The 19,390-nt window shown below is 70.1% G+C and carries 20 protein-coding genes and 1 pseudogene; 11 read left to right on the forward strand and 10 right to left on the reverse strand.

The window, feature by feature from the left end; translation table 11 throughout:
• Nucleotides 1–25: 25 nt before the first annotated feature.
• Nucleotides 26–565, reverse strand: a pseudogene (locus DA06_RS05265) (ABC transporter substrate-binding protein); the annotation flags it as partial.
• Nucleotides 566–795: 230 nt separating this feature from the next.
• On the opposite strand from DA06_RS05265, the gene DA06_RS05270 reads away from it, so the two are divergent.
• On the forward strand, nt 796–1,011 hold the full coding sequence (locus DA06_RS05270) for a hypothetical protein (RefSeq protein WP_418607047.1): 216 nt from the start codon (nt 796–798) through the stop codon (nt 1,009–1,011).
• A gap of 179 nt (nt 1,012–1,190) precedes the next feature.
• On the opposite strand, the gene DA06_RS05275 is transcribed toward DA06_RS05270, so the two are convergent.
• Entirely contained in the window at nt 1,191–1,484 is a 294-nt protein-coding gene (locus DA06_RS05275) for a hypothetical protein (protein WP_418607048.1), read from the reverse strand.
• Nucleotides 1,481–2,401 (reverse strand): ATP-grasp domain-containing protein, encoded by a 921-nt coding sequence (locus DA06_RS05280; protein WP_052436395.1) that lies wholly within the window; start codon nt 2,399–2,401, stop codon nt 1,481–1,483. Before DA06_RS05280 ends, DA06_RS05275 begins: the two co-directional genes overlap by 4 nt.
• Nucleotides 2,402–2,502: 101 nt before the next feature.
• Between DA06_RS05280 and DA06_RS05285 the strand changes: the two genes are divergently transcribed.
• Both DA06_RS05285 and DA06_RS05290 read left to right on the forward strand, forming a co-directional pair.
• Nucleotides 2,503–3,087, forward strand: coding sequence for a DUF3000 domain-containing protein (locus tag DA06_RS05285; RefSeq protein ID WP_043497964.1), 585 nt, complete (start codon nt 2,503–2,505; stop codon nt 3,085–3,087).
• 295 nt (nt 3,088–3,382) lie between these two features.
• Nucleotides 3,383–4,072: a ribonuclease D gene (locus tag DA06_RS05290; RefSeq protein WP_418607050.1), complete on the forward strand. Its 690-nt coding sequence runs from the start codon at nt 3,383–3,385 to the stop codon at nt 4,070–4,072.
• 194 nt (nt 4,073–4,266) lie between these two features.
• On the opposite strand, the gene DA06_RS05295 is transcribed toward DA06_RS05290, so the two are convergent.
• Nucleotides 4,267–4,389, reverse strand: coding sequence for a hypothetical protein (locus tag DA06_RS05295; RefSeq protein WP_418607052.1), 123 nt, complete (start codon nt 4,387–4,389; stop codon nt 4,267–4,269).
• Between the two features lie 1,355 nt (nt 4,390–5,744).
• Between DA06_RS05295 and DA06_RS05300 the strand changes: the two genes are divergently transcribed.
• Both DA06_RS05300 and DA06_RS05305 read left to right on the forward strand, forming a co-directional pair.
• Nucleotides 5,745–6,386, forward strand: coding sequence for a LuxR family transcriptional regulator (locus DA06_RS05300; protein WP_052436397.1), 642 nt, complete (start codon nt 5,745–5,747; stop codon nt 6,384–6,386).
• A gap of 69 nt (nt 6,387–6,455) precedes the next feature.
• Nucleotides 6,456–7,559: an NAD(P)-binding domain-containing protein gene (locus tag DA06_RS05305; RefSeq protein ID WP_043497971.1), complete on the forward strand. Its 1,104-nt coding sequence runs from the start codon at nt 6,456–6,458 to the stop codon at nt 7,557–7,559.
• Here the strand turns inward: DA06_RS05305 and DA06_RS05310 are convergent.
• Nucleotides 7,445–8,656: a hypothetical protein gene (locus tag DA06_RS05310; protein WP_418607054.1), complete on the reverse strand. Its 1,212-nt coding sequence runs from the start codon at nt 8,654–8,656 to the stop codon at nt 7,445–7,447. The genes DA06_RS05305 and DA06_RS05310 overlap by 115 nt on opposite strands.
• 114 nt (nt 8,657–8,770) lie before the next feature.
• On the opposite strand from DA06_RS05310, the gene DA06_RS05315 reads away from it, so the two are divergent.
• Nucleotides 8,771–9,838, forward strand: coding sequence for a MalY/PatB family protein (locus DA06_RS05315; RefSeq protein ID WP_418607055.1), 1,068 nt, complete (start codon nt 8,771–8,773; stop codon nt 9,836–9,838).
• 109 nt (nt 9,839–9,947) lie between these two features.
• Here DA06_RS05315 and DA06_RS05320 read toward each other — a convergent pair whose 3' ends face one another.
• Nucleotides 9,948–10,259 carry a hypothetical protein gene (locus tag DA06_RS05320; RefSeq protein WP_418607057.1) on the reverse strand — a complete coding sequence of 104 codons (312 nt, stop codon included), beginning with the start codon at nt 10,257–10,259 and terminating at the stop codon, nt 9,948–9,950.
• A gap of 71 nt (nt 10,260–10,330) precedes the next feature.
• On the opposite strand from DA06_RS05320, the gene DA06_RS05325 reads away from it, so the two are divergent.
• Nucleotides 10,331–11,026 (forward strand): hypothetical protein, encoded by a 696-nt coding sequence (locus tag DA06_RS05325; protein WP_043497979.1) that lies wholly within the window; start codon nt 10,331–10,333, stop codon nt 11,024–11,026.
• Nucleotides 11,027–11,086: 60 nt separating this feature from the next.
• On the opposite strand, the gene DA06_RS05330 is transcribed toward DA06_RS05325, so the two are convergent.
• A complete protein-coding gene (locus DA06_RS05330; protein WP_418607059.1) occupies nt 11,087–11,770 on the reverse strand; it encodes an SRPBCC family protein in 684 nt (227 codons plus the stop codon).
• Between the two features lie 135 nt (nt 11,771–11,905).
• Nucleotides 11,906–12,679 carry a fumarylacetoacetate hydrolase family protein gene (locus tag DA06_RS05335; protein WP_043497981.1) on the reverse strand — a complete coding sequence of 258 codons (774 nt, stop codon included), beginning with the start codon at nt 12,677–12,679 and terminating at the stop codon, nt 11,906–11,908.
• Between the two features lie 71 nt (nt 12,680–12,750).
• Here DA06_RS05335 and DA06_RS05340 point away from each other — a divergent pair, with 71 nt between their 5' ends.
• The 3 genes from DA06_RS05340 (at nt 12,751) to DA06_RS05350 (ending at nt 15,430) form a co-directional block, all read left to right on the forward strand.
• Nucleotides 12,751–13,515, forward strand: coding sequence for a 3-methyladenine DNA glycosylase (locus DA06_RS05340; RefSeq protein ID WP_418607061.1), 765 nt, complete (start codon nt 12,751–12,753; stop codon nt 13,513–13,515).
• Complete coding sequence (locus DA06_RS05345; protein WP_043497982.1) at nt 13,512–14,393, forward strand: hypothetical protein; 882 nt, start codon at nt 13,512–13,514, stop codon at nt 14,391–14,393. The genes DA06_RS05340 and DA06_RS05345 overlap by 4 nt, the downstream gene beginning before the upstream one ends.
• A gap of 638 nt (nt 14,394–15,031) precedes the next feature.
• Nucleotides 15,032–15,430 (forward strand): hypothetical protein, encoded by a 399-nt coding sequence (locus DA06_RS05350; RefSeq protein ID WP_418607063.1) that lies wholly within the window; start codon nt 15,032–15,034, stop codon nt 15,428–15,430.
• Between the two features lie 1,065 nt (nt 15,431–16,495).
• Here the strand turns inward: DA06_RS05350 and DA06_RS05355 are convergent.
• Together DA06_RS05355 and DA06_RS05360 are read right to left on the reverse strand one after the other, a co-directional pair.
• Nucleotides 16,496–17,101 (reverse strand): hypothetical protein, encoded by a 606-nt coding sequence (locus DA06_RS05355; protein WP_418608491.1) that lies wholly within the window; start codon nt 17,099–17,101, stop codon nt 16,496–16,498.
• Nucleotides 16,986–17,747, reverse strand: coding sequence for a tyrosine-type recombinase/integrase (locus DA06_RS05360; protein WP_418607065.1), 762 nt, complete (start codon nt 17,745–17,747; stop codon nt 16,986–16,988). Before DA06_RS05360 ends, DA06_RS05355 begins: the two co-directional genes overlap by 116 nt.
• Nucleotides 17,748–18,119: 372 nt before the next feature.
• Between DA06_RS05360 and DA06_RS05365 the strand changes: the two genes are divergently transcribed.
• Nucleotides 18,120–19,319 carry a DNA cytosine methyltransferase gene (locus tag DA06_RS05365; protein WP_418607067.1) on the forward strand — a complete coding sequence of 400 codons (1,200 nt, stop codon included), beginning with the start codon at nt 18,120–18,122 and terminating at the stop codon, nt 19,317–19,319.
• Nucleotides 19,320–19,390: the final 71 nt, after the last annotated feature.

A 19,390-nucleotide genomic window follows, 5' to 3' on the forward strand; every position in this document is an offset into this window, starting at 1 on the left:
CGCCCGGACGCGTGGTCCGCGCCCGTCACCGGGCCAGCGCCGTCCCGACCTCGTCGAGCATCGCCGGGACGTTGCTCAGGCCGTGCATGACCACGTACCACCGCTCGCCGTCGAGGTAGACCACCTGATCCTCCTGCCACGCCGTGGTGGAGGAGATGAGCTCATTGTCGAGCACCTGCTCGGCGGCCTGACCGCCGGCCTCACCGATCGCGGCGTCGCGGTCCACGACGAACATCCAGTCGGGGTCGACGTCCCGGATGAGCTCGAACGAGACAGCCTCGCCGTGGTCCGCGGCCTCCACGCCCGTCTCCGCCTCGGTGACGCCGAGCTCGGAGTAGATCAGGCCGAAGCGGGAGGCGGCCCCGTTGAGGGTGACCTCGCCGCCGGACGTCATCAGCACCATGCCGTCGCCGGCCGCCTCGCCCTCGGGCCGGATCTCCTCGACCCGGGCGTCGATGTCCGCGAGCGCGGCGGCGACCTCCTCCTCCTTGCCGAAGATCTCGCCGACCATCGTGGCGCTCTCGCCGAAGTTCGCGAGGTAGTCCCCGGTCCACTCGAAGGTCGCGTCGACGGTCGGGGAAGGACTTCGACAGCTCGGGGTAGGCGGCCGCCGAGCGGAAGCCGACGATGACGAGGTCGGGGTCGAGCCGGGCGAGCGCCTCGTAGTCGGGTTCCTGCAGGGTGCCGACGTCGGTGTACTCGTCGGAGTCGTACTCGCCGAGGAAGGACGGCACGTTGGCCTTCGGCAGCCCGACGACGTCGACGCCGAGCGTGTCGAGAGTGTCCAGGACCCCCATGTCGAACACCACCACGCGCTGCGGGTCGGCGGGCACCTCGGTGCTGCCCTGGGCGTGCTCCACGGTGACCGTCCCGGCGGTCTCGGGCTCGTCGGCCCCGCCGCCCGCGCTCGACGACGAGCAGGCCGCGAGAGCGCTGGCCAGGGCGAGGGTGCCGGCGGCCACGACGGCCCGGCGCAGGGTGCTGCTCACGTTCTCTCCTGAGGAAGGGTGACCTAACGAAGGAGACCCTAACCCACATATACGCAACACCCGCGTACCTAAAATCGTGGCAGGCGACCCGCCGGTCTCGCCGCCCACAGGAACGGCCTCCCGCGGCCGTCAGGGACAGCCTCGCCACCGCGTGCGACGGCGGTAAGGCCCGGCCGGAGAACGTCGCGCCGCCGGGTCGCGTCAGTTCGGGTAGTGCCGCGCGAACTTCCGGAACTGGTTGAGCTGGGCGGCGAGGATGCTCGCCCAGCGACGCGGGTCGCGCTCCGCGCGGTAGAGCAACGGGTTGGTGGCCTTGCCGGCGCGGGCCAGCCGGCGCACCAGCGCGGCGTCCTCGGGGCTGACGTAGCGCCGCACCAGGCTCAGCGGCACCACGTGGAAGAGATGCTCGGCGCTGCTCACGACCGGCTCCGCGGGGTGGCCGTCGACGAAGGCGTCGACGTACATCCGCGAGATGTCGTGACCGGAGGCTGTCACTGCGTACCCGCTGCGGCCGACGCGGGGGTTGACCTCGAGGAAGCGGTAGACGCCGTCGCGGGGGTCCCGCTTGAGGTCCACGTTGGCGAACCCGCGCCATCCCACGTGCTCCAGCAGCCGGCGGGCGTGGTCGACGGCCTCGGGGTCGACGCCGGTGACCTGGGCGACGGAGTTCCCGAGCGCCCCGGGCGTGTGCTCCTCCAGCAGCACCCGCCCGAACTGCGCGAACCGCCACACCCCGTCGCGTCGAAGAACAGGTTCACCGCCGCCATCTCGGCGTCCCCGCCGGGCACGAGCTCCTGGACGAGCAGATCGCCGCCGAACCCGGCCGCCGCGATCCGCGAGAGGACCTCCCCGAGCTCGGAGACGTCGTCGGCCCGGTCGACCTTCTTCTTCCCGGCGAACGAGACGGCGTGGTACGCCGTCGTCGAGGCCGCCTTGACCACCACGGGGAAGGTCAGCCCGGCCGCCGCGCCCGGGCCGTCGCCCGCCCGCAGCACCACCGTCTCCGGGACGGGGATGCCGAGCTCGCGGCACAGGGCGGTGAAGGTCCCCTTGTCGGTCACCTGCGCCATGGCGCCGGGGCCGGCGTAGGGCACGACGACGTCGCCGAGCTGCTCTCGGTGGGTCACGAGCGCGTCCACGAGCCAGTCGGCGCTGCCGAGGACGATGTGCGTCCGCCCCGGCGCCTCGGCGGCGACGTCGCGGATCGCCGCGACCAGCAGGTCGGGGTCGGACAGTCCCGTGACGACGCGGTGGTCGACGGCTACGGAGCCCGTGACGGCCCAGGTCTCCACGCCGGCGAGGACGACCGAGCGCACGCCGTAGGTCTCGTGGAACGTCCGGGCGGTGGCGTAGGCCCCGATGTCGCCGCCGAGGATGACGGGGCGGACTGCGGTGCCGGAGCTGGCGGCCAAAGCTTCTCCAAAGTGCCGGGGACGCCGGCGAGCATAGTGCGGCCCGGCGAGTCGGGCGCGGCCTGCCCCGGGGAAGGGGGCCCGAGTCCTAGCCTGGGGGTGTGACCGGTGACGAGGCGGTGGCACCGCCGGAGTTCGAGACCGCGCTCCTGAGTCTGCGCGGGCATCGGCTGCGCCCCGAGCTGCACCTGGACGAGGTCCCCGCGCCGACCCGGATCGCCCCGTACGCCCTGGCCCTGACGGGCGAGGTCAACGCCCAGCCTCGCACGATGGACCCCGACGCGCTGCTCGGCCACGGACGGTTCGTCGTGCTGCACGACCCGGCCGGCCAGCAGGCCTGGAACGGAACCTTCCGCGTCATCGTGCTCGCCAAGGCCCGCCTCGAGGAGGAGCTGGGGGCCGACCCCCTGCTCGGCGAGGTCGGCTGGACCTGGCTCACGGACGCGCTCACGGACGCCGGAGCCGGCTACCACGACCTCTCCGGCACGGTCACCCGGGTGCTCTCGGAGACCTTCGGCGGCCTGGAGCTGCGCGGCGGCGAGGTCGAGATCGAGGTCCGTGCCTCCTGGACACCGACGACGGCGGACCTCGGTCCGCACCTGAAGGCGTGGGCGGCGCTGACCTGCCAGGCCGCCGGGCTCGAACCGCTGCCGGAGAACGTCGCGTCCTTCAACCGGCGGCGCTGACCGAGGGCACTGACCGACCGGCGGCACCGACCGACCGACGCCGCTCCGGCCGAGGGCGTCACCGGTGGGGCGGCCCGATCCGCCCCTTCGTGGGCGCCCGCTCGCGTCTTGGTGGGCACCCGCTCGCGCGTGCCGCGAACGCGGCGGGGGCGGCGCCGTCGTACCGTTGACGCCGTGCCTGCCCCCACCGACGCCCACGACCACCTCGACACCGGGCTCTCGCCCGGCCCGGACGGTGTCGCGACGGTGCAGGACGAGCCCCGCGCCGTGCCCCTCCTCGAGCCCCGCCGAGGGCGTGCCACCCGTCACGGCGAGCGAGGGTGCGCTGGCCGACGCCACCGCACGGCTCGCCGCGGCGGGCGGCCCGCTCGCCGTCGACGCCGAGCGGGCCTCCGGCTTCCGCTACGGCCAGCGTGCCTACCTCGTCCAGCTCCGCCGGCCCGGGGCGGGCACCGTGCTGCTCGACCCCGTCGCCCTGCCCGACCTGGACCCGCTGGCCGCGGTCGTCAACCGCGCCGAGTGGGTCCTGCACGCCGCCGACCAGGACCTGCCCTGCCTGCGCGAGCTGGGGCTGACGCCGCCCGCGCTCTTCGACACCGAGCTCGCCTCACGCCTGCTCGGGCGCGCCCACGTGGGGCTGGCCGCCGTCGTCGCGGAGAACCTCGGGTACGCGCTCGCCAAGGAGCACTCCGCCGCGGACTGGTCCACCCGGCCGCTGCCCGACCCCTGGCTGCGCTACGCGGCGCTGGACGTCGAGCTGCTCGTGGAGCTGCGCGAGGTTCTGACCGCCCAGCTCGAGGAGGCGGGCAAGCTCCGGTGGGCGGCTCGAGGAGTTCGAGCACGTGCGCACGGCACCTCCGCCGGCGCCGCGCCCGGACCCCTGGCGACGCACCGCGGGCCTGCAGGCGGTGCGCGACCCGCAGGGCCTCGCCGACGGCGCGGCGGTGACCTCCGACGTCGGCTCCGCCGTCGGCGCTGCGGGTGACGGGACGACGGCGGGAGTCGTCGTCGGCCCCGGCTCGCCCGAGGCGGCCGGGACAGTCGCCGCCCCGAGGCCAAGGAGCACGAAGGACGCGACGACGGCGCGCACTCCGCCCTTGCGGCCCGGCAGCGAGAGGACCGTGCGGCCGGTGGCGAGCGCGAGCAGTCCGGTCAGGAGCGCTCCCAGTCCGAGGAGCATCAGGCGCCGGTGAGGCCGTCGACCGCGACGCCGACGAGGACGGCCGCTCCGGTGACCGTTCCGCGCAGGCGCCAGGGCGATTTGGTGCGCGGGGCCGGCGCATTTCTCGACACGTATTCCATTTTAGGTGCGGCCCTTCACGGCACGGCCCGTTCGGCATGCCGGTCCGCCATTCTTTCCTTCGAGCCGGGGCCAGGTTCGCCTCGACCGTGTCTCGGCGTGACGCAGCCCGTCCTCACGGCCTGGCAGCGGCCGCAGTGACGAACCCGGCCAGGGAGAGCTGGACCGGAACGCCAAGTTCGAGCCGTACACCCATTGCTTCCCTGTCGATTCGCTCCTGTGACGGAAGACACGGAAATGCGCGCCCAGAAATGCCCCGCGGCACGCAGGAACGAGTTCTGCGGAACCGGCAGTTCCCGTCGCCTCTACGGGCTGTCTCCTGCCGACGGTTGCGGCACGACTCCTGCGCCTCTGGTCGATACTGGAGCTGTGGGTTCGCGGGACCTTCTCGCTGACGCCCGGGCGGCATATGCCGGGCGCCGCTGGCGGGCGGCCGTGGACAGCTTCGCGAAGGCGGACGTGGAGGAGTCGCTCGAGCCGGCGGACCTTCACCTGTTCGCCGCGGCGGCGTTCCTCGCCGGACGGCTCAAGGACTACGTTGCCCTGCGGGAGCGTGCCTACCGCAGCCACCTCGAACGGGGCGAGCGGGTCGGCGCGGCCCTGTCGGCGATGTGGATCGGCAGCCAGAGGCTCGAGGAGGGCCAGGTCGGTCCCGGCACCGGCTGGCTGCGGCGGGCGGCCCGCCTCGCTGCCGAGGCGGGCGCGGACAACGTCGCCCACGGCTACCTCGAGGTGGTCCAGGCGCTCGAGGCCGCCGCGGGAGGCGACACCGAGCGGTCGCTCGAGCTCGCCGAGCGCGCCGTCGAACGGGCGCACCGCTTCGCGGACGCGGACCTGACCACGCTCGCCCTCGAGCAGCAGGGCCTCGCACTGATCGCCGCAGGCCGAGCGGCCGAAGGACTGGCCGCGCTCGACGAGGCGATGGTCGGCGTGGCGGCCGGCGAGGTCTCACCGATGGTCACCGGCATTGTCTACTGCGGCGTCATCGAGGGCTGCTGGACGGTGTACGAGCTGCGCCGTGCTCACCAGTGGACCGCGGTGATGGCCGCCTGGTGCGACGACCAGCCGGAGCTGGCCAACTTCACCGGCGACTGCAAGGTGCACCGCGCCGAGCTCAAGGTGCTGCACGGTGAGTGGGAGGCGGCTCGCACGGAGCTGGCCGGAGTGACGCCGGCCGACGTCGACATCGAGTCGGCGGCCACGGCGGCCTACGTCAGGGGGAACGTCGACCGGCTCCAGGGGGCGGTGGGAGGGCGCGGCGAGCGCCTACGCCGACGCTGCCCGCCTCGGGCTCGAGCCCCAGCCCGGCCTCGCGCTGCTCCGCCTGGCCAGGGGAAGCACGCAGGCAGCCGCGGCCATGATCAGACGCTCGCTCGCCGAGGTGCGGACGCCGGCCCGGCGGGTGGAGGTGCTGCTCGCCGCCGTCGAGATCCTGCTCGCCGTGGGCGACGACGCCGGGACGCTGAGTGCGGCCGCCGAGCTCGAGGCCATCGGCGAGCAGCGCGCCAGCCCGGTGGTGCAGGCGCTCGCCGCGCACGGCCGGGCTCAGCTCGACCTTGCGGCGGGCCGTCCCGTGGACGCGCCGCCCCGGCTGCGCACCGCGATCCGTACGTGGCTGCGGATCGGGGCCCCGTACGAGGAGGCGCGGGCAAGGGTGCTGCTCGCCCGCGCGTGCGCTCTTCTCGGGGACGCCGAGACGTCGCAGCGCGAGACCGGCGTGGCCCGCGAGATCTTCGAGCGGCTCGGTGCGGATCCGGACCTCAGGTCCCTGGACGGAAGCCGGCTTCTCACCGAACGCGAGACCGAGGTGCTGAGCCTGGTCGTCACCGGAGCGACGAACCGTGCGATCGCCGCCGAGCTCGTGCTGAGCGAGCGCACCGTGGACCGGCACGTGAGCAACATCTTCGCCAAGCTGGGCGTGTCGTCCCGGGCGGCGGCCACCGCCCGCGCCCTCGAGCTGCAGCTGGTACCCACGCGCAGTGCCTCGGAAGATGGGTAGTCTCGCCGACGCGCGAGGCCACCGTGGCTCCCTAGCGTCGACCCCGACGGATCAAACCAAGGAGTCGACATGGCAGAGCACTTCGACACGGTCGTCATCGGTGCCGGACAGGCCGGACTGGCCGCCGGGTACCACCTGGCCAGCCACGGCCGGGCGTTCGTCATCCTCGAGGCCGCGGACCGCGTCGGCGGGTCCTGGCTCACGCGCTGGGACTCCGTCCGGCTGTTCACCCCCGCCACGCACGACGGGCTGCCCGGCATGCGCTTCCCCGGCGGCTACCGCTTCCCCACCCGCGCCGAGATGGTGGACTACCTGTCGGCGTACGCCAGGCGGTTCTCGCTGCCCGTGCGGACCGGCGTCCACGTGGACGGGCTCGTCCGCGAGGGTGGCCGGTTCGTCGTCACGGCCGGCGCGCAGTCGTACGCGGCCGACAACGTCATCGTCGCCACCGGCCCGCACCACACGCCGCACACCCCGGACTTCGCCGACGCCCTGGCCCCGAACGTCCTCCAGCTGCACGCGGCGGAGTACCGCAACCCGACCCAGCTCCGTCCAGGTCCGGTGCTGGTCGTGGGGGCCGGGAACTCCGGCGCCGACATCGCCGTCGAGCTGGCGGCCACGCATCCGGTGCTGCTGGCCGGTCGGCACCCTGGGCACCTGAAGATCCGCATCGAGAGCCGCACCTCCCGGGCGCTGTTCCCGCTGTTCTGGTTCGCGTGGACCAAGATCCTCACCGTCGGCACGCCGGTGGGGCGCCGCGTGCGCCGCGAGCTCCTGGGCGGCCACGGCGAGCAGCTGGTGCGGATCAAGCCCGAGGACATCGATGCGGCCCGGATCGTGCGGACGGCACGGATCGTCGGTGTCACGGACGGGCTCCCGGTCACTGAGGACGGCGGCACGCTCGACGTCCGCAACGTCATCTGGGCCACCGGCTTCCGCCCCGACTTCGGCTGGATCGACCTGCCCGGCCTCGACACCTCCGGCCGGCTTCCCGACGAGCGCGGACGGGTGCTCGGTCAGCCCGGCCTGTACGTGCTCGGGCAGACCTTCCAGCGCAGCTACGCCTCGGACACGGTCGGGGGAGTCGGGGACGACGCGTCCCACGTCGTGCGCGACCTCGTCCGTCGCACGGCCGACGACGGTGCTCGCGTGCCGGTATCCGTCGCGGCCTGACGTGAGCCGGCGGCACCGGGCCTGAAGGGCATCCGTTCGCGACGACCGGCGAACAGGAGACCCGCGCCGATCAGCGCGACGCCCCACACCACCGACAGCACGCCCCACACCGGGCCGAGCGACGCTCCGACGTCCGGATACAGCAGAGAAAAGACGCCCAGCAGGAGCCCGGTCAGCCCGGCCGTGGACGTCGCGAGCCGGACCGGGCCCCGGCCGAACGCGGCGAGGACCGGGAGGACGAGCACCGCGAGCGCGCACGCGGCCTGCGCCGGCCAGTGGTCGATGCCGTTGGTCAGGTAGGAGTCGACGTACCGCCCCGCGTGGCCCAGGTGCCATACGTACACCGACCACGGCCCTGCTCCGACGGCGACCACAGCGAGCACAGTCCCCGCGGGCCGTCCGCGAACGTCGGACAGAGATCCGCCGGGGTCGTCGGAGCTGAGGTGACCACGCCGGTGCCGCGGGAGCGGGAGCGCGCTGCTCGGCACCTGTCCTCCACGTCGCTGCTCGCCGACCACGGCGGCGACCAGCCAGGCGGCCGCGACGGTGGCGAGCACCAGGACGGCGCCGTTGCGGGAACCGTCCGGGTAGAAGTCACCGGACGTGCGCATGAACCCGACCCACGGGACGCCCGCGAACACCACCAGCGTGACGGCCGCCCAGATCAGGGTGAGCCGCCGCGGGTCCCCCGGGCGGCGGCGTCGTCCCGCCCGCGCCAGCCACCCCACCGCGGCGCCCGTAGCTGCCAGCACGGCGCCGAGGAGGAGGAGGAGGGTCGGGTCGAGGGCGAGCGCGGCGACGGGAACGGTGCACGCCGCCACCACGGCGAGCTGCACCGCCACGGCACGGCCGAGCTCCGGGCGCAGCACCAGCACCAGCAGCGGCAGCACGACGAGGCAGGTGAAGCTGATGCCCCAGCCGGCCTCGAGCATGGCCTCGTCGGCGGCGAACAGCGGGTGGCCGGGCGGGATGACGACCCACAGGTCCGTCGTCGCGAACCCGAGCGTGGACCAGGCGAGCGCCAGGAGGAGCGCGACGGCGCGGAGCGGGGTGGCCCGCCCGGTCGTCGGGGCGGCGGTCGGAGTCGTCGTCGGCACGGCCGGAGCGTAGCGAGGGAACTGCCGTCCACGGGGCGGATCGGCGGCCGCCCGCCGGCCCGCCCAGCCCCTGCCCGGCGCTTCCCCGACTGCATCGGCGCGTTCGTCGCCGAGATGGACTTCGGCGTCCCGCCGGTCGTGCGGGACGTCGTGCGCGGCGCCGCCGACGCGGGCGCCCTGGGGTACCTGCCGGTCGCCGAGCGGCAGGCGGCCCGCGAGGCAACCGCGGACTGGCTGCTGCGCACCACCGGCTGGCGCGTGCCCGCCGAGCGCGTCCACCTGGTGCCGGACGTGCTGACGGTGCTGCGCGAGACGATCCGGCACTTCACCGCCCCGGGCTCCGCCGTCATCGTCCCCACCCCGGCGTACATGCCGTTCCTCACGGTGGTGCCGGCCGCCGACCGCGAGGTCATCGAGGTGCCGAGCCTCGTCGACGACGCCGGGCGCTACACGCTGGACCTCGACGCGATCGACGCCGCCTTCGCGGCCGGGGCGGGGCTGCTCGTGCTGTGCAACCCGTGGAACCCGGTGGGCCGGGTGCTGACGCGAGAGGAGCTCCTGGCGCTGGCCGAGGTCGTCGACCGGCACGGCGGCCGCGTCTTCTCCGACGAGATCCACGCCCCGATCCTGCTCGACGACGTCGAGCACGTGCCGTACGCGTCCCTGGACGAGCGCACCGCGGGCCACACGGTCACCGCGGTCGCGGCGTCGAAGGGCTGGAACGTGCCGGGCCTGAAGTGCGGGCAGATGGTCCTGTCCAACGAGGCCGACCAGGCGGCGTTCGCGCCGTACGCCGCGGACGTCTCCGACACCGTGGGCCTGCTCGGTGCGCGGGTCGCCACCGCCGTCTACACGGACGACGGCGGATGGCTGGACGACGTCGTCGAGTACCTGCGTGGGAACCGGGACCTGCTGGCGCAGCTGGTCGCGGAGCACCTGCCCGGCGCCGTTCTGACGTGGACCGAGGGCAGCTACATCGCCTGGCTCGACTGCCGCGGGCTGGCCATCGAGGGCTCCGCGGCGGCGTTCTTCCGACGTGAGGCCCAGGTGGCCCTCACCGACGGCGTGGCCTGCGGGGAGGCGGGCACCGGCTTCGTCCGCATCATCATGGCCGCGCCGCGGCCCGTTCTGCGCCAGGCCGTCGAGCAGATGGGCGAGGCGCTGGCACGCGTGCGCGTCTAGCGACGGCCACCGGGCCCCGCCCTGCTCACGTCGGTGGGTTCTGCCGCTGAACCGGTCCGGACGGGCAGCGACACGACCCGCGGGCGCGAGATGGCCACGGAACTTCCGTTCATGTCGTGGCGCGGCCGACCCGGCGGCGTCGGAGCTCGTCGCGGACAGCGGTGGCTCCCTCGGGGTCGCCCGGCGAGATACTCCTTGGTCTCGGCGAAGGGCCCGTCGCGACGATGGTCCTCCCGTCCCGGACCCGCACCGTCGTGGCGGCGCTGACGTCGTGCAGGCGGTGGTCGGCCAGGTGGATCCCGCCTCGCGGAGCCTCCGGCTGAGGTCCACCCAGCGAGCGATCTGGTTGCCCGGGTCGTCCGGGGGTGGAGCGTCGGTCGAGGTAGTCCCGCGCGTGCTTCAGGGGGCCCGAAAGCCGCACGACGTGAGCGGGTCGGGGTCACCATGTGACAGACGGGACGGAGCGTTGGCCACCTGCCACGAGGAGCGACGATGGCACCGACACCGGCGACGCCATGGATCCGTGCGGGCCTGCTCGGCCTTCCGCTCTACGGGGCGCTGACGCTGTGGGCCTCCCGTGAACCGCAGCCCAACCCCGCCGAGCAGTACGAGGCCTGGTCTCGTTTCGTCACCGAGCCGGAGTACGCCGTGACGCACGTCTTCGGCAGCGGCCTCGGACTCGTTCTGGGAATTTTCGGCACCTTCGCCCTCGGTGCGCACCTGGCGCCGGGCCGCGCCGGCCACCTGGGCATGTGGGCCATGGTGCTCGCGGCATTCGGCCAGATGCTCTTCCTGTTCTTCGCCGGGGCCTCGGCGTTCGGCTCGCCCATGGAGGGCCAGGCCTACCTGGCGGGCATGAATCTCGACGCGCTGCCGGAGAGCACCGCCGGAGACCTGCAGACGCTGGTCACGATGGCCGCCATCCTCCTGGGGTTCGTGGGCAACGTGCTGCTCGGTGCGGCGGTGGCGCGGTCGCAGGACCTCCCACTCTGGGCCGGCCTGCTGTGGATCGTCGCGGCCGTCCTGATGTACCCCTTCGGGATAGTCCTGGGTGCGCTCACCACCGGTGCAACGCCTCCCACGGTCCTGATCGGAGCTGGCCTCGTCGTCCTCAGCGGCGGCTGGATCGCCTGGCGAGCCGGCAAGGCGCCCGCCCGGGGCAGGGGGAGGCCTCTGGCCGCCACCTGACGGCCGGTCGTGCCGGATGGTCTCGGGCACGCCGCCGTATCCAGTTCGTACGCAGGGCGCTCAGGCCACGGGGTTGACCGTTTCGAGGTTCGCCGCACCTGCGGTGGGGGTCGGGCCCGGCGCGCGCTCGGCCCGGTCCCGGATCCCCCGCAGCATCCGCTCGGTCATGACGAAGCTGGCCGCCTGGAGGACCTCGACGACCGGACGCACCCACGGGCGCTGCCACCCGTACCGCTCGCGCACGAGGAGGCGGGTGCCGCCGCCCGACGTCGGGCGGAGCACGAACGCCCAGGTGAAGTCGTACGGGGGTGCCGGCATGCCGGGCGCGACGCCGCCGTGCAGCACGAGGTGCCGGGGCGGGCTCACGTCCGCGACCGAGAGCGCCACCTCCGGCGCGAGACGGATCTCGTCCCCGGCGGCGACGTCCTGCCACTCCGGCACGACCTTGTCGGCGCTGTAGATGTCGCAGCCGGCGAGGTTCTCGAGCACGTCGTAGCTGTAGAAGCCGCCGCGGCCCTGCCCGAGCTGGGCGATCCAGGGCCAGACGGAGCCCGGCGGGGCCTCGATGTCGACCGCCCGGGTGGCGCTGAGCCCGGCGGACGGGAGGACGTCGTCGCCGGGCAGGGCCTCCGTCACCTCGGCGTCGGTGGCGCCCCACCGAGCCTGGACCTGCCGCAGGGCGGCGGCCGCCAGGGCCAGGGACGCCAGGACGAGCGGAGCGGGAGCGACGCGGGCGCGGGTCACGGTGATCACCTCAGGACCAGCGCACCACCGCCGTCGTGCGCGCACGAGTGACCGAGGTCCCGGGACCGGGCCGCCTGCCCCTGGCCGCACCGCCGGACCGGCCTCCCCGCTCCCGTGCCTCGGTCGCCCGCTGCGTCAGTCCCTCCGGACGACCGGGTTGGAGAAGGACCCGATGCCCTCGACCTCGACCTCGACCCGCTGGCCGACGTCGATGGGCCCCACCCCGGCCGGGGTGCCTGTGAGGATGACGTCGCCCGGGAGGAGCGTGAAGATCGAGGAGACGTACGCGACGAGGTCCGGGACCTTGTGCACGAGGTCGGAGGTGCGCCCGTCCTGCCGCAGCTCGCCGTCGACCCTCGCGCGCACCGCGAGGTCGGAGACGTCGAGGTCCAGGGCGATGTACGGGCCCAGCGGGCAGGAGGTGTCGAACCCCTTCGCGCGGGTCCACTGCGAGTCCGTGCGCTGGACGTCACGCGCGGTGACGTCGTTGGCGACGGTGTACCCGAAGATGACGTCGCCGGCCTTCTCCGGCGGCACGAACTTGCACAGCCGCGAGATGACGACGGCGAGCTCGGCCTCGTGATGGACGTTCTCGCTGTACGCGGGCAGCACGATCGGGTCGTCGGGCCCGATGACGGAGGTGTTCGGCTTGAGGAAGACGAGCGGCTCCGCGGGCACCTCGTTGCCCAGCTCGGCAGCGTGGTCCGCGTAGTTGCGGCCGATGCCGATGACCTTCGAGCGCGGGATCACGGGCGAGAGGAGGCGGACCTCGTCGAGCGCCACCCGCTTGCCGGTGGTGTCGAGGTCCCCGTAGATGGGGTCGCCCCGCAGGACGACGAGCTCGTCGCTCTCCTCGTCGAGGATGCCGTACTGCGGGTTCTCCCCCGTGATGAACCGTGCGATGCGCATGGGTCCCACCCTAGGTCAGCCGTGGCCGGCGGCCGTCACGGGGCCCGCTCCGGTCTCCTACCCTGGTGGCCGTGCCCACCTCGACCGTTCCCGTGCGCGCGCTCGCGCCCGCCGAGTGGACCGCGCGGGCGTCGGCGCACGCGGCACGGGCGGACGAGCTCACCGCCGCCCGCCGCGAGCGACGGTCCAGGCAGGAGAAGCACCCGATCGAGGACTTCCTGTTCGAGTACTACCCGGTCCGGCCGGCCCAGCTCGCCCGCTGGCACCCGGGCGTGGGTGTCGCCCTCCTGGCCGACGACGACCCCGCCGTCCGCGCGGACCTCGCCGAGCGGGCCGGCTGGCGATGGTCCACCACGCTTCCCGACGGCGCAGCGGGTGGCGCGGGGCAGGACGTGCCGTCCGTCGTCGTCCTGGACGTCCGGGCCTTCATGGCGGACCGCGCCGACGGGGTCCGGTGGATGGACGCACTGCTGCGCCGGACGGCGGCCCGGCCGGCCCACCTGGGCTGCCTGGGCCTGCACGAGTGGGCCATGGTCTACCGCCAGCGCGAGCACCGCCACGAACTGCCGCTGCGGCTGGGGCAGGCGGGCACCGACGCGGTCGTCGAGTCGCACCCGATCCGCTGCTCGCACTTCGACGCGTTCCGGTTCTTCACCGAGCCGGCCCGCCCGCTGAACCGGCTGCAGCCCGGCCGCACCACGCAGCTTGACCTGGAGCAGCCCGGCTGCCTGCACGCGAACATGGATCTAGTCAAGGGGCTTGCATGCATCGTTGGGCTGAGCGTTGTTTGGACGACCATGGACACCGCGCGCCTCCGGGATCCGGTGGCTCCATGAGCGAGGACGATGTGCAGCTTGCGCCGTCCGAATGGCGAACCATCGAACAGGCACACGCCACTAGGGCTGACGCCTTTACTGCCGATCACAGGCGACGGGCTGCGACGGGTGAGCGTCATCCAATCGATGACTTCCTCTATGACTACTACGGTACGAAGCCTCGCCTCGTCCGACGCTGGCACCCTGGAGCAAGGATCATCCTGCTGCCGGACAACGGCACGCCCGCCCCGCACCACGCTTGGCGCTGGTACAAGACGACCGCCGATGGGGCTGTGCGCTTCGATGCTCCAGCCTTTATCGCTGTGCGACGAGACAGCGTGCAGTACATCCATACATTGCTCAACGCCACAGCTTCACGGCCCCCGTCTACAGCCTGCTTCGGTCTCCACGAGTGGGCCATGGTGTACCGGCAGGAAGCACACAGGCACCCCCTGCCCCTCCGGTTGGGCCAAGATGCGACGGACGCAGTCGTTGAGCGACACCAAATTCGCTGCACCCACTACGACGCCTTCCGCTTCTTCACACCCGAAGCCGTGGGCCGAAATCGCCTCCAGCCAACTCGATCGACGCAGCCGCAGCTCGAGCAGCCGGGTTGCCTTCATGTAGGAATGGATCTCTGGAAGTGGGTCTCGAAGCTCGGCCCGGCCGTGCCGGGCGACCTCGCCCTTGATTGCTTCCAACTTGCCCGCGAGATTCGCACGCTGGACATGCAGGCGTCGCCCTACGACGTAACACCTCTCGGAGAACGAGCCGTGAAGATAGAGACTGCTGACGGCAAGGCCGAGTATGTGACAAGACAGCGCACCTTCGCCTCAAAGGCAGCGGTCTTGCGCAGCCGGCTCGCCAATGTCTGCCAAAGTCTGCTGCAAGAGACGTGAAGCCGGGGCCATAACGCCGTCCGTGCAGGTCCCCACCTCCCAGGCGCAGCCACTCCTAGGGGAGGCGCAAGCTGCCCCAAGTAAGAGCACGTCCCGGCGCGGCCAACGGACGCCCGAACCGACCGGAACATGGTCGTGGGCATTCGCGGTGGTCAGTCGCTCGCCAACGCCGCCGTTGACCGCTCGCCACGAGACTCTGGCGCGAGCCACGGCAAAACGGAACCGACGAGTTCGGGAGGCACTAAGTTTTTCCCGAAAATGCAACTACTGCCGACCAGTATCGCAAGCACAGGAGTCCAGGATGGACGAGAAGGTCCGACGCGCGCTCGAGGTACTGGCTCTGAAGCCAGGCGCGACGGTTGCCCAGATCCGCACGGCCCAGCGACAGTTCGCGCAGGTCTACCATCCTGATCGGTTCCCTGATAACCGAGGCTTAGCGGAGGCCGCGGAGGACCGCCTGAAGGAAGCGAACCAGGCAGCCACGCTGCTGTTGAAACTCGGCACCGGATCGCCGCGCTCCGAGAACGGCTCCCAAGAACGTCCACCCACTTCGCCGCGACCAGCCCCGGACTCGACGCAGAGGGATAATTCCAAGGCCCCGCCTCGTCAAGATTCGGAGGCCTCGGCTCGGGAGGCTCATGAAGCACGGGAGGCTCGTGAAGCACGGGAGGCTCGTGAAGCCCGGGAGGCTCGTGAAGCCCGGGAGGCTCGTGAAGCCCGGGAGGCTCGTGAAGCCCGGGAGGCCCGGGAGGCTCGAGAAGCTCGGGAGGCTCGGGAAGCTCGGGCTCGGCAAGCCCGGGAGGCTCGTGAAGCCCGGGAGGCTCGTGAAGCCCGGGAGGCCCGTGAAGCTCGTGACCAAGACATTCCAAGAAACTCAGGCACACAGGGAGCGCCGAGCTCGCAACCTGAAGCCGAGCACCGTCGAGACACGAGCCAACCGCGTCCGTCGCAAGCCTCAGACGTACCAAATACGCCGACCAGCAGCGGCATTGGAAAATGGTGGAACCTCGTTGCCGCCCTCATCATCTCAGGAATGATGATTTACGGAATCGCACACGCCTACAATGGTTCCAACGACAGCACTTCACCGCAGGATGTCGGTTCCGATTCCTCGCGAGGCGAGCTTCGCGCACGGCTTGACGGAGCACTTCAGGACACTGCTTTCACGCTCCGACCCCCCAGGATGGACAAGCCATCGGCAAGGTCCGGGGTCTGCCCTTGATGCCATGCACGCCACTTTTTACCAATGGGGGTATCAAAAAGTCTACGTAACTGCGGCGGAGTTCCGTTCCGCTTCCCGTCAGGATGCATACGTCGAAGAATTACGAAAAGGGTATGCGGACAGCGGTGCAGAACTGCTAGGCGAAGGAGCCCTTTATGATGACGGATCCGGCTACACTTGGTTCTATGAAGATTCCGACTCACAACTCTTAAAAGTCATCTGGGTCAACGAGGCCTTCGTAGTTACCGCAACAGGGCCCGAGCTGGCGACTCGAATACTCTACGAGAACATGCCAATCTAGGTCGTAAAGCGCATGAAGCTGTAAGGCGTGACGCTCGGCTGCGACGATATCGCTCGCCAAAACTGATCATCATCGCGCGGCGGGGGGGATGACCTCTTTCTTAACCGGAGAGGCACCGCCGCGTCTTAGCAACCGTGGATCTGCCACCCTCAAAAAGTTTTCTGACCGCATGCCCGCGCATAAGTTTCGCTGGTCTGATGCAGGCCATATCCGGCGTCGAGGGCGACAGGAGATGCGAGCTAGCAGGATCGCTGGCGCTCCGACCATGCGACGGCGAAGCCGCGTCGAACCCGTAGCGCACCGTTGGAGCGACGCCACTCATCGCCCGCTGGTGGCAGTTGTCGCCGCACCCTTGCAATGAACTCGTCCAACGCCCTGCTTCGCATCCTCCGTTAACTCCCCTGAAGCAGCTGCTCTCCGACCCTGCTCAAGTGCCTTCCGGCGCATGTCTTCCAGTCGTTGCTGTTCGCCCCCTGTCCTTGCTCCACGACGGAAGCGTAAAACGGCAACAAACCTTCAAGATGAGAGGTGCGTGTCCGAAGGGACGTTCTTGTGCGATCTAGTCGATGCTCCGCCGATTCAGGACGCATCCCTCGCTTGCACTAAGGAAAGGCGCCCGGCAAGCGGATACCGGCGAACGACTTCCCGAGCGTTCTCGATAACCCAAGCTGCATCGTTCGCCGACACGCGCTCCATCCAGCCATGTGCCGCAGAATCGCGATAACCCTGGATATTGGCGACCAGTTGGACGTCTGCCGCAGTGAAGACGCCCTCCTTCTTCAACTGGTCTGCCCAGCGAGTAAGCTTGGCGGCTTTTCCGTCGACCTCAATGTCACCGCGCAACTGCAAAACTAGTTGACGGAGATGCCGCTCAAGTGCCGCGCCAGCAAATCCTGCGGCAGCGGCAGGAGGCAAGTCCGTTTCCCGAAGAACCACTTCTGCATGCATCAAGTAATCAAGCGCCTCATCGCCCGTCCCTACAACCAGGCGAGCCATCCGCAGAGCAGCATGCTCCCGAGCAGAATTGGGAGCACTCTTCAGCCATGCCGCAAGCCGCCTGAACTCATCATCACCGGCGGCCTGAATAACGCTCGAAAAAACTGAACCCTCTCTCCACGGCAACAGCACGCATAGAATATGAAAGAAGCCGGGGTGACACAGAAAAAGGAATGCCAGCAAGTTCACCCAGTCGCCTCACGACGACGTAAAGGTGCTTGCGATGCGCCTTCCCGCCGCTGCCAGTGACAACCAGGGCGCCACGGTCTCGCCCTTCCAGATGCTCCTTAATCGCTGAGTACACCTCGTCAGGCAGAACCGTGTACGGCTGCGAACGTCCGCGTGTCGGGATGTGCAGAATCCGGCGCCCGTCAAGTTCTCCGAGGTGGGACACCTCAGCGCCGCAAACCTCTTCTGGGCGCAGGGCGCAGATTCCTAGGAGTCCGACGATCACCCGTTCACCCGGACGCCGCGCCGCCCGCCACAATAGTCCGATTTGTTCGGCAGTCAGTGCTTGACGGATAGGCCTCTGTGGTATCTCTACATCAAGCTTAGCCGCCGGATTGTCGGCTCGGGCCCCCTGCTCAACCATCCACGCGAAAAATAACCGCAGGCAGTCGAATCGCGATCTGACTGTCGAGATGGCCAGTCGCTGCCGTTCGATACGAATGTACCTAGCAAGCGAGGCGGAACTGACAGAAGTTAAGTTTAAACCTTCAGACCCACACCATGCAGCTAACGCGGATACGTGGTGGCGATACAACCTCCGTGTGCTCTCGCTCAGCCTTCGGTGCGTCACAAAGTAATCGATGTGCTCTACGTCACGCTCGTTCATGGTCGGAGGCTATCCACAACGACTGACAAGACGCGCAAGCAGCTCCCAACGCTCTCAGCTGTGACCTGGACGCAACCGTCATGGAAACCTCAAGCCAGAGACAGCCACGGGGACCACGTGGCTCGTCCAGAGACACAAACGCATGCCCCCGGCCGAGCGGACATCCACAGGGGCCGCGCCGCATGTCACCGTCTCGTGCGATCCTCCTATGGCGCGCCTGACGGAATCGCGGCCGGTCTTGGCCCAGGATCAAGGGGTCGCTCTGACGCGTAGGCGCGGCGTGAGACAGAGCGACTCCCGACTGGTGTCGAGGATCGGCGTGAGGGAAAGGAAGTGCGACGCGTGGCCCAGCGAAGGCGTCGACCCACTGTAGTGAGTCTCTTCAGCGGAGCCGGCGGTCTAGATATCGGCTTGGAGCAAGCCGGATGGGACGTCGTAACGGCCACTGACATTGCTCCGGACAGCATGGAGACCCTCCGCTTGAGCCAACAGGCGCAAATACCGATTGGAAAGCGGCGCGGCACTTACCTAGAGCACGCACGCCTAATCGAAGAAGACGTTCAAGAGATCAGCGCGTCTGATCTTCGCCCATCGCGGGTTCGCCGTGACTGGAGGCCAGACATTCTCGTGGGCGGGCCACCGTGTCAGCCGTGGTCGTCGGCTGGTCACCAGAAAGGCCTCAACGACCCGCGTGGCAAACTCATTGCGCATTACCTCCGCCTCATCGACGAGGCTAGCCCTCGCCTTGTTCTTTTCGAGAACGTCCGGGGACTTGTCACGGCACTGGGCGCAACGGGCACACCGGGAGAAGTGCTGCGAAGTATCCAAAGCGACCTTGCCGACATGGGTTACGCGAGCAGGGTTGCCACACTCAATGCAGCCGATTATGGCGCAGCGCAGCGCCGAGTCCGGCTCCTGCTGATGGCTACAAGAGAACACTCACTTCCGGAGTTCCCGAGCCCGACTCACGATAGGCACCGCAACCACGGGCGCAAGGCTTGGATGACGCTTCGTGAGTTGCTCGCCGCCATGCCAGACCCTGCGCATGAGGATGTGGTCCTGCCCTCCGGTGAAAGGGCCGCTGAACTACGTGCGTTGACGCCAGGGACGGGGATTAAGACAGGCGGAAGGGTGATGAATAACAGGCCAGGCGGCCACTGGGGCTATCGGCAGGACAGTTTTCTCGCTGACCTAGACCTTCCCTCGCGAACGATCCGAGCGGCTTCCACGCCTGACTGGGTCCGAGTTGAGGGCCAAGACCTTCGGCGCCTCACTTGGCGGGAGTGCGCCGCACTGCAGGGCTTCCCTTCAGACTGGCGCTTTTACGGAAACAGGGCGTCGTTGTTCCAGCAGATCGGCAATGCAGTACAGGTTGACGTCGCACGTGCAGTTGGCGAAGTCCTCCTGCGCTCGCTTCGGAACGGCGTTCCAGAGGAACCGCCCACCACTCCTCCCTGGCCGACCGAACTGGTCAAGCGCGTGCGATACACAGCGAGTGAGCATCGAGTTAACGGCGAACTCCGCATCCGTGTTCGGGCTGCACGGAAGGAATCGCCCGTGCGCGCCAGTTAGGACAGTCGAGGTGTCGACGGCACACTGCGAATGTGCGTTCATCAAATCTGGTTCAGCCACCGCATTGGAGC

Source organism: Georgenia sp. SUBG003 (assembly GCF_000715355.2).
Taxonomy (GTDB): Bacteria; Actinomycetota; Actinomycetes; order Actinomycetales; family Actinomycetaceae; genus Georgenia.

Excerpts from the sequence above, each read along its gene's own strand:
- DA06_RS05315 (WP_418607055.1), top strand. The coding sequence starts at position 8,771 with ATGGACTTCGGCGTCCCGCCGGTCGTGCGGGACGTCGTGCGCGGCGCC.
- DA06_RS05325 (WP_043497979.1), top strand. The coding sequence starts at position 10,331 with ATGGCACCGACACCGGCGACGCCATGGATCCGTGCGGGCCTGCTCGGC.
- DA06_RS05350 (WP_418607063.1), top strand. The coding sequence starts at position 15,032 with ATGAAGCACGGGAGGCTCGTGAAGCACGGGAGGCTCGTGAAGCCCGGG.
- DA06_RS05345 (WP_043497982.1), top strand. The coding sequence starts at position 13,512 with ATGAGCGAGGACGATGTGCAGCTTGCGCCGTCCGAATGGCGAACCATC.
- DA06_RS05305 (WP_043497971.1), top strand. The coding sequence starts at position 6,456 with ATGGCAGAGCACTTCGACACGGTCGTCATCGGTGCCGGACAGGCCGGA.
- DA06_RS05360 (WP_418607065.1), bottom strand. The coding sequence starts at position 17,747 with ATGAACGAGCGTGACGTAGAGCACATCGATTACTTTGTGACGCACCGA.
- DA06_RS05295 (WP_418607052.1), bottom strand. The coding sequence starts at position 4,389 with ATGGAATACGTGTCGAGAAATGCGCCGGCCCCGCGCACCAAATCGCCC.
- DA06_RS05335 (WP_043497981.1), bottom strand. The coding sequence starts at position 12,679 with ATGCGCATCGCACGGTTCATCACGGGGGAGAACCCGCAGTACGGCATC.
- DA06_RS05300 (WP_052436397.1), top strand. The coding sequence starts at position 5,745 with ATGATCAGACGCTCGCTCGCCGAGGTGCGGACGCCGGCCCGGCGGGTG.
- DA06_RS05270 (WP_418607047.1), top strand. The coding sequence starts at position 796 with ATGTCGAACACCACCACGCGCTGCGGGTCGGCGGGCACCTCGGTGCTG.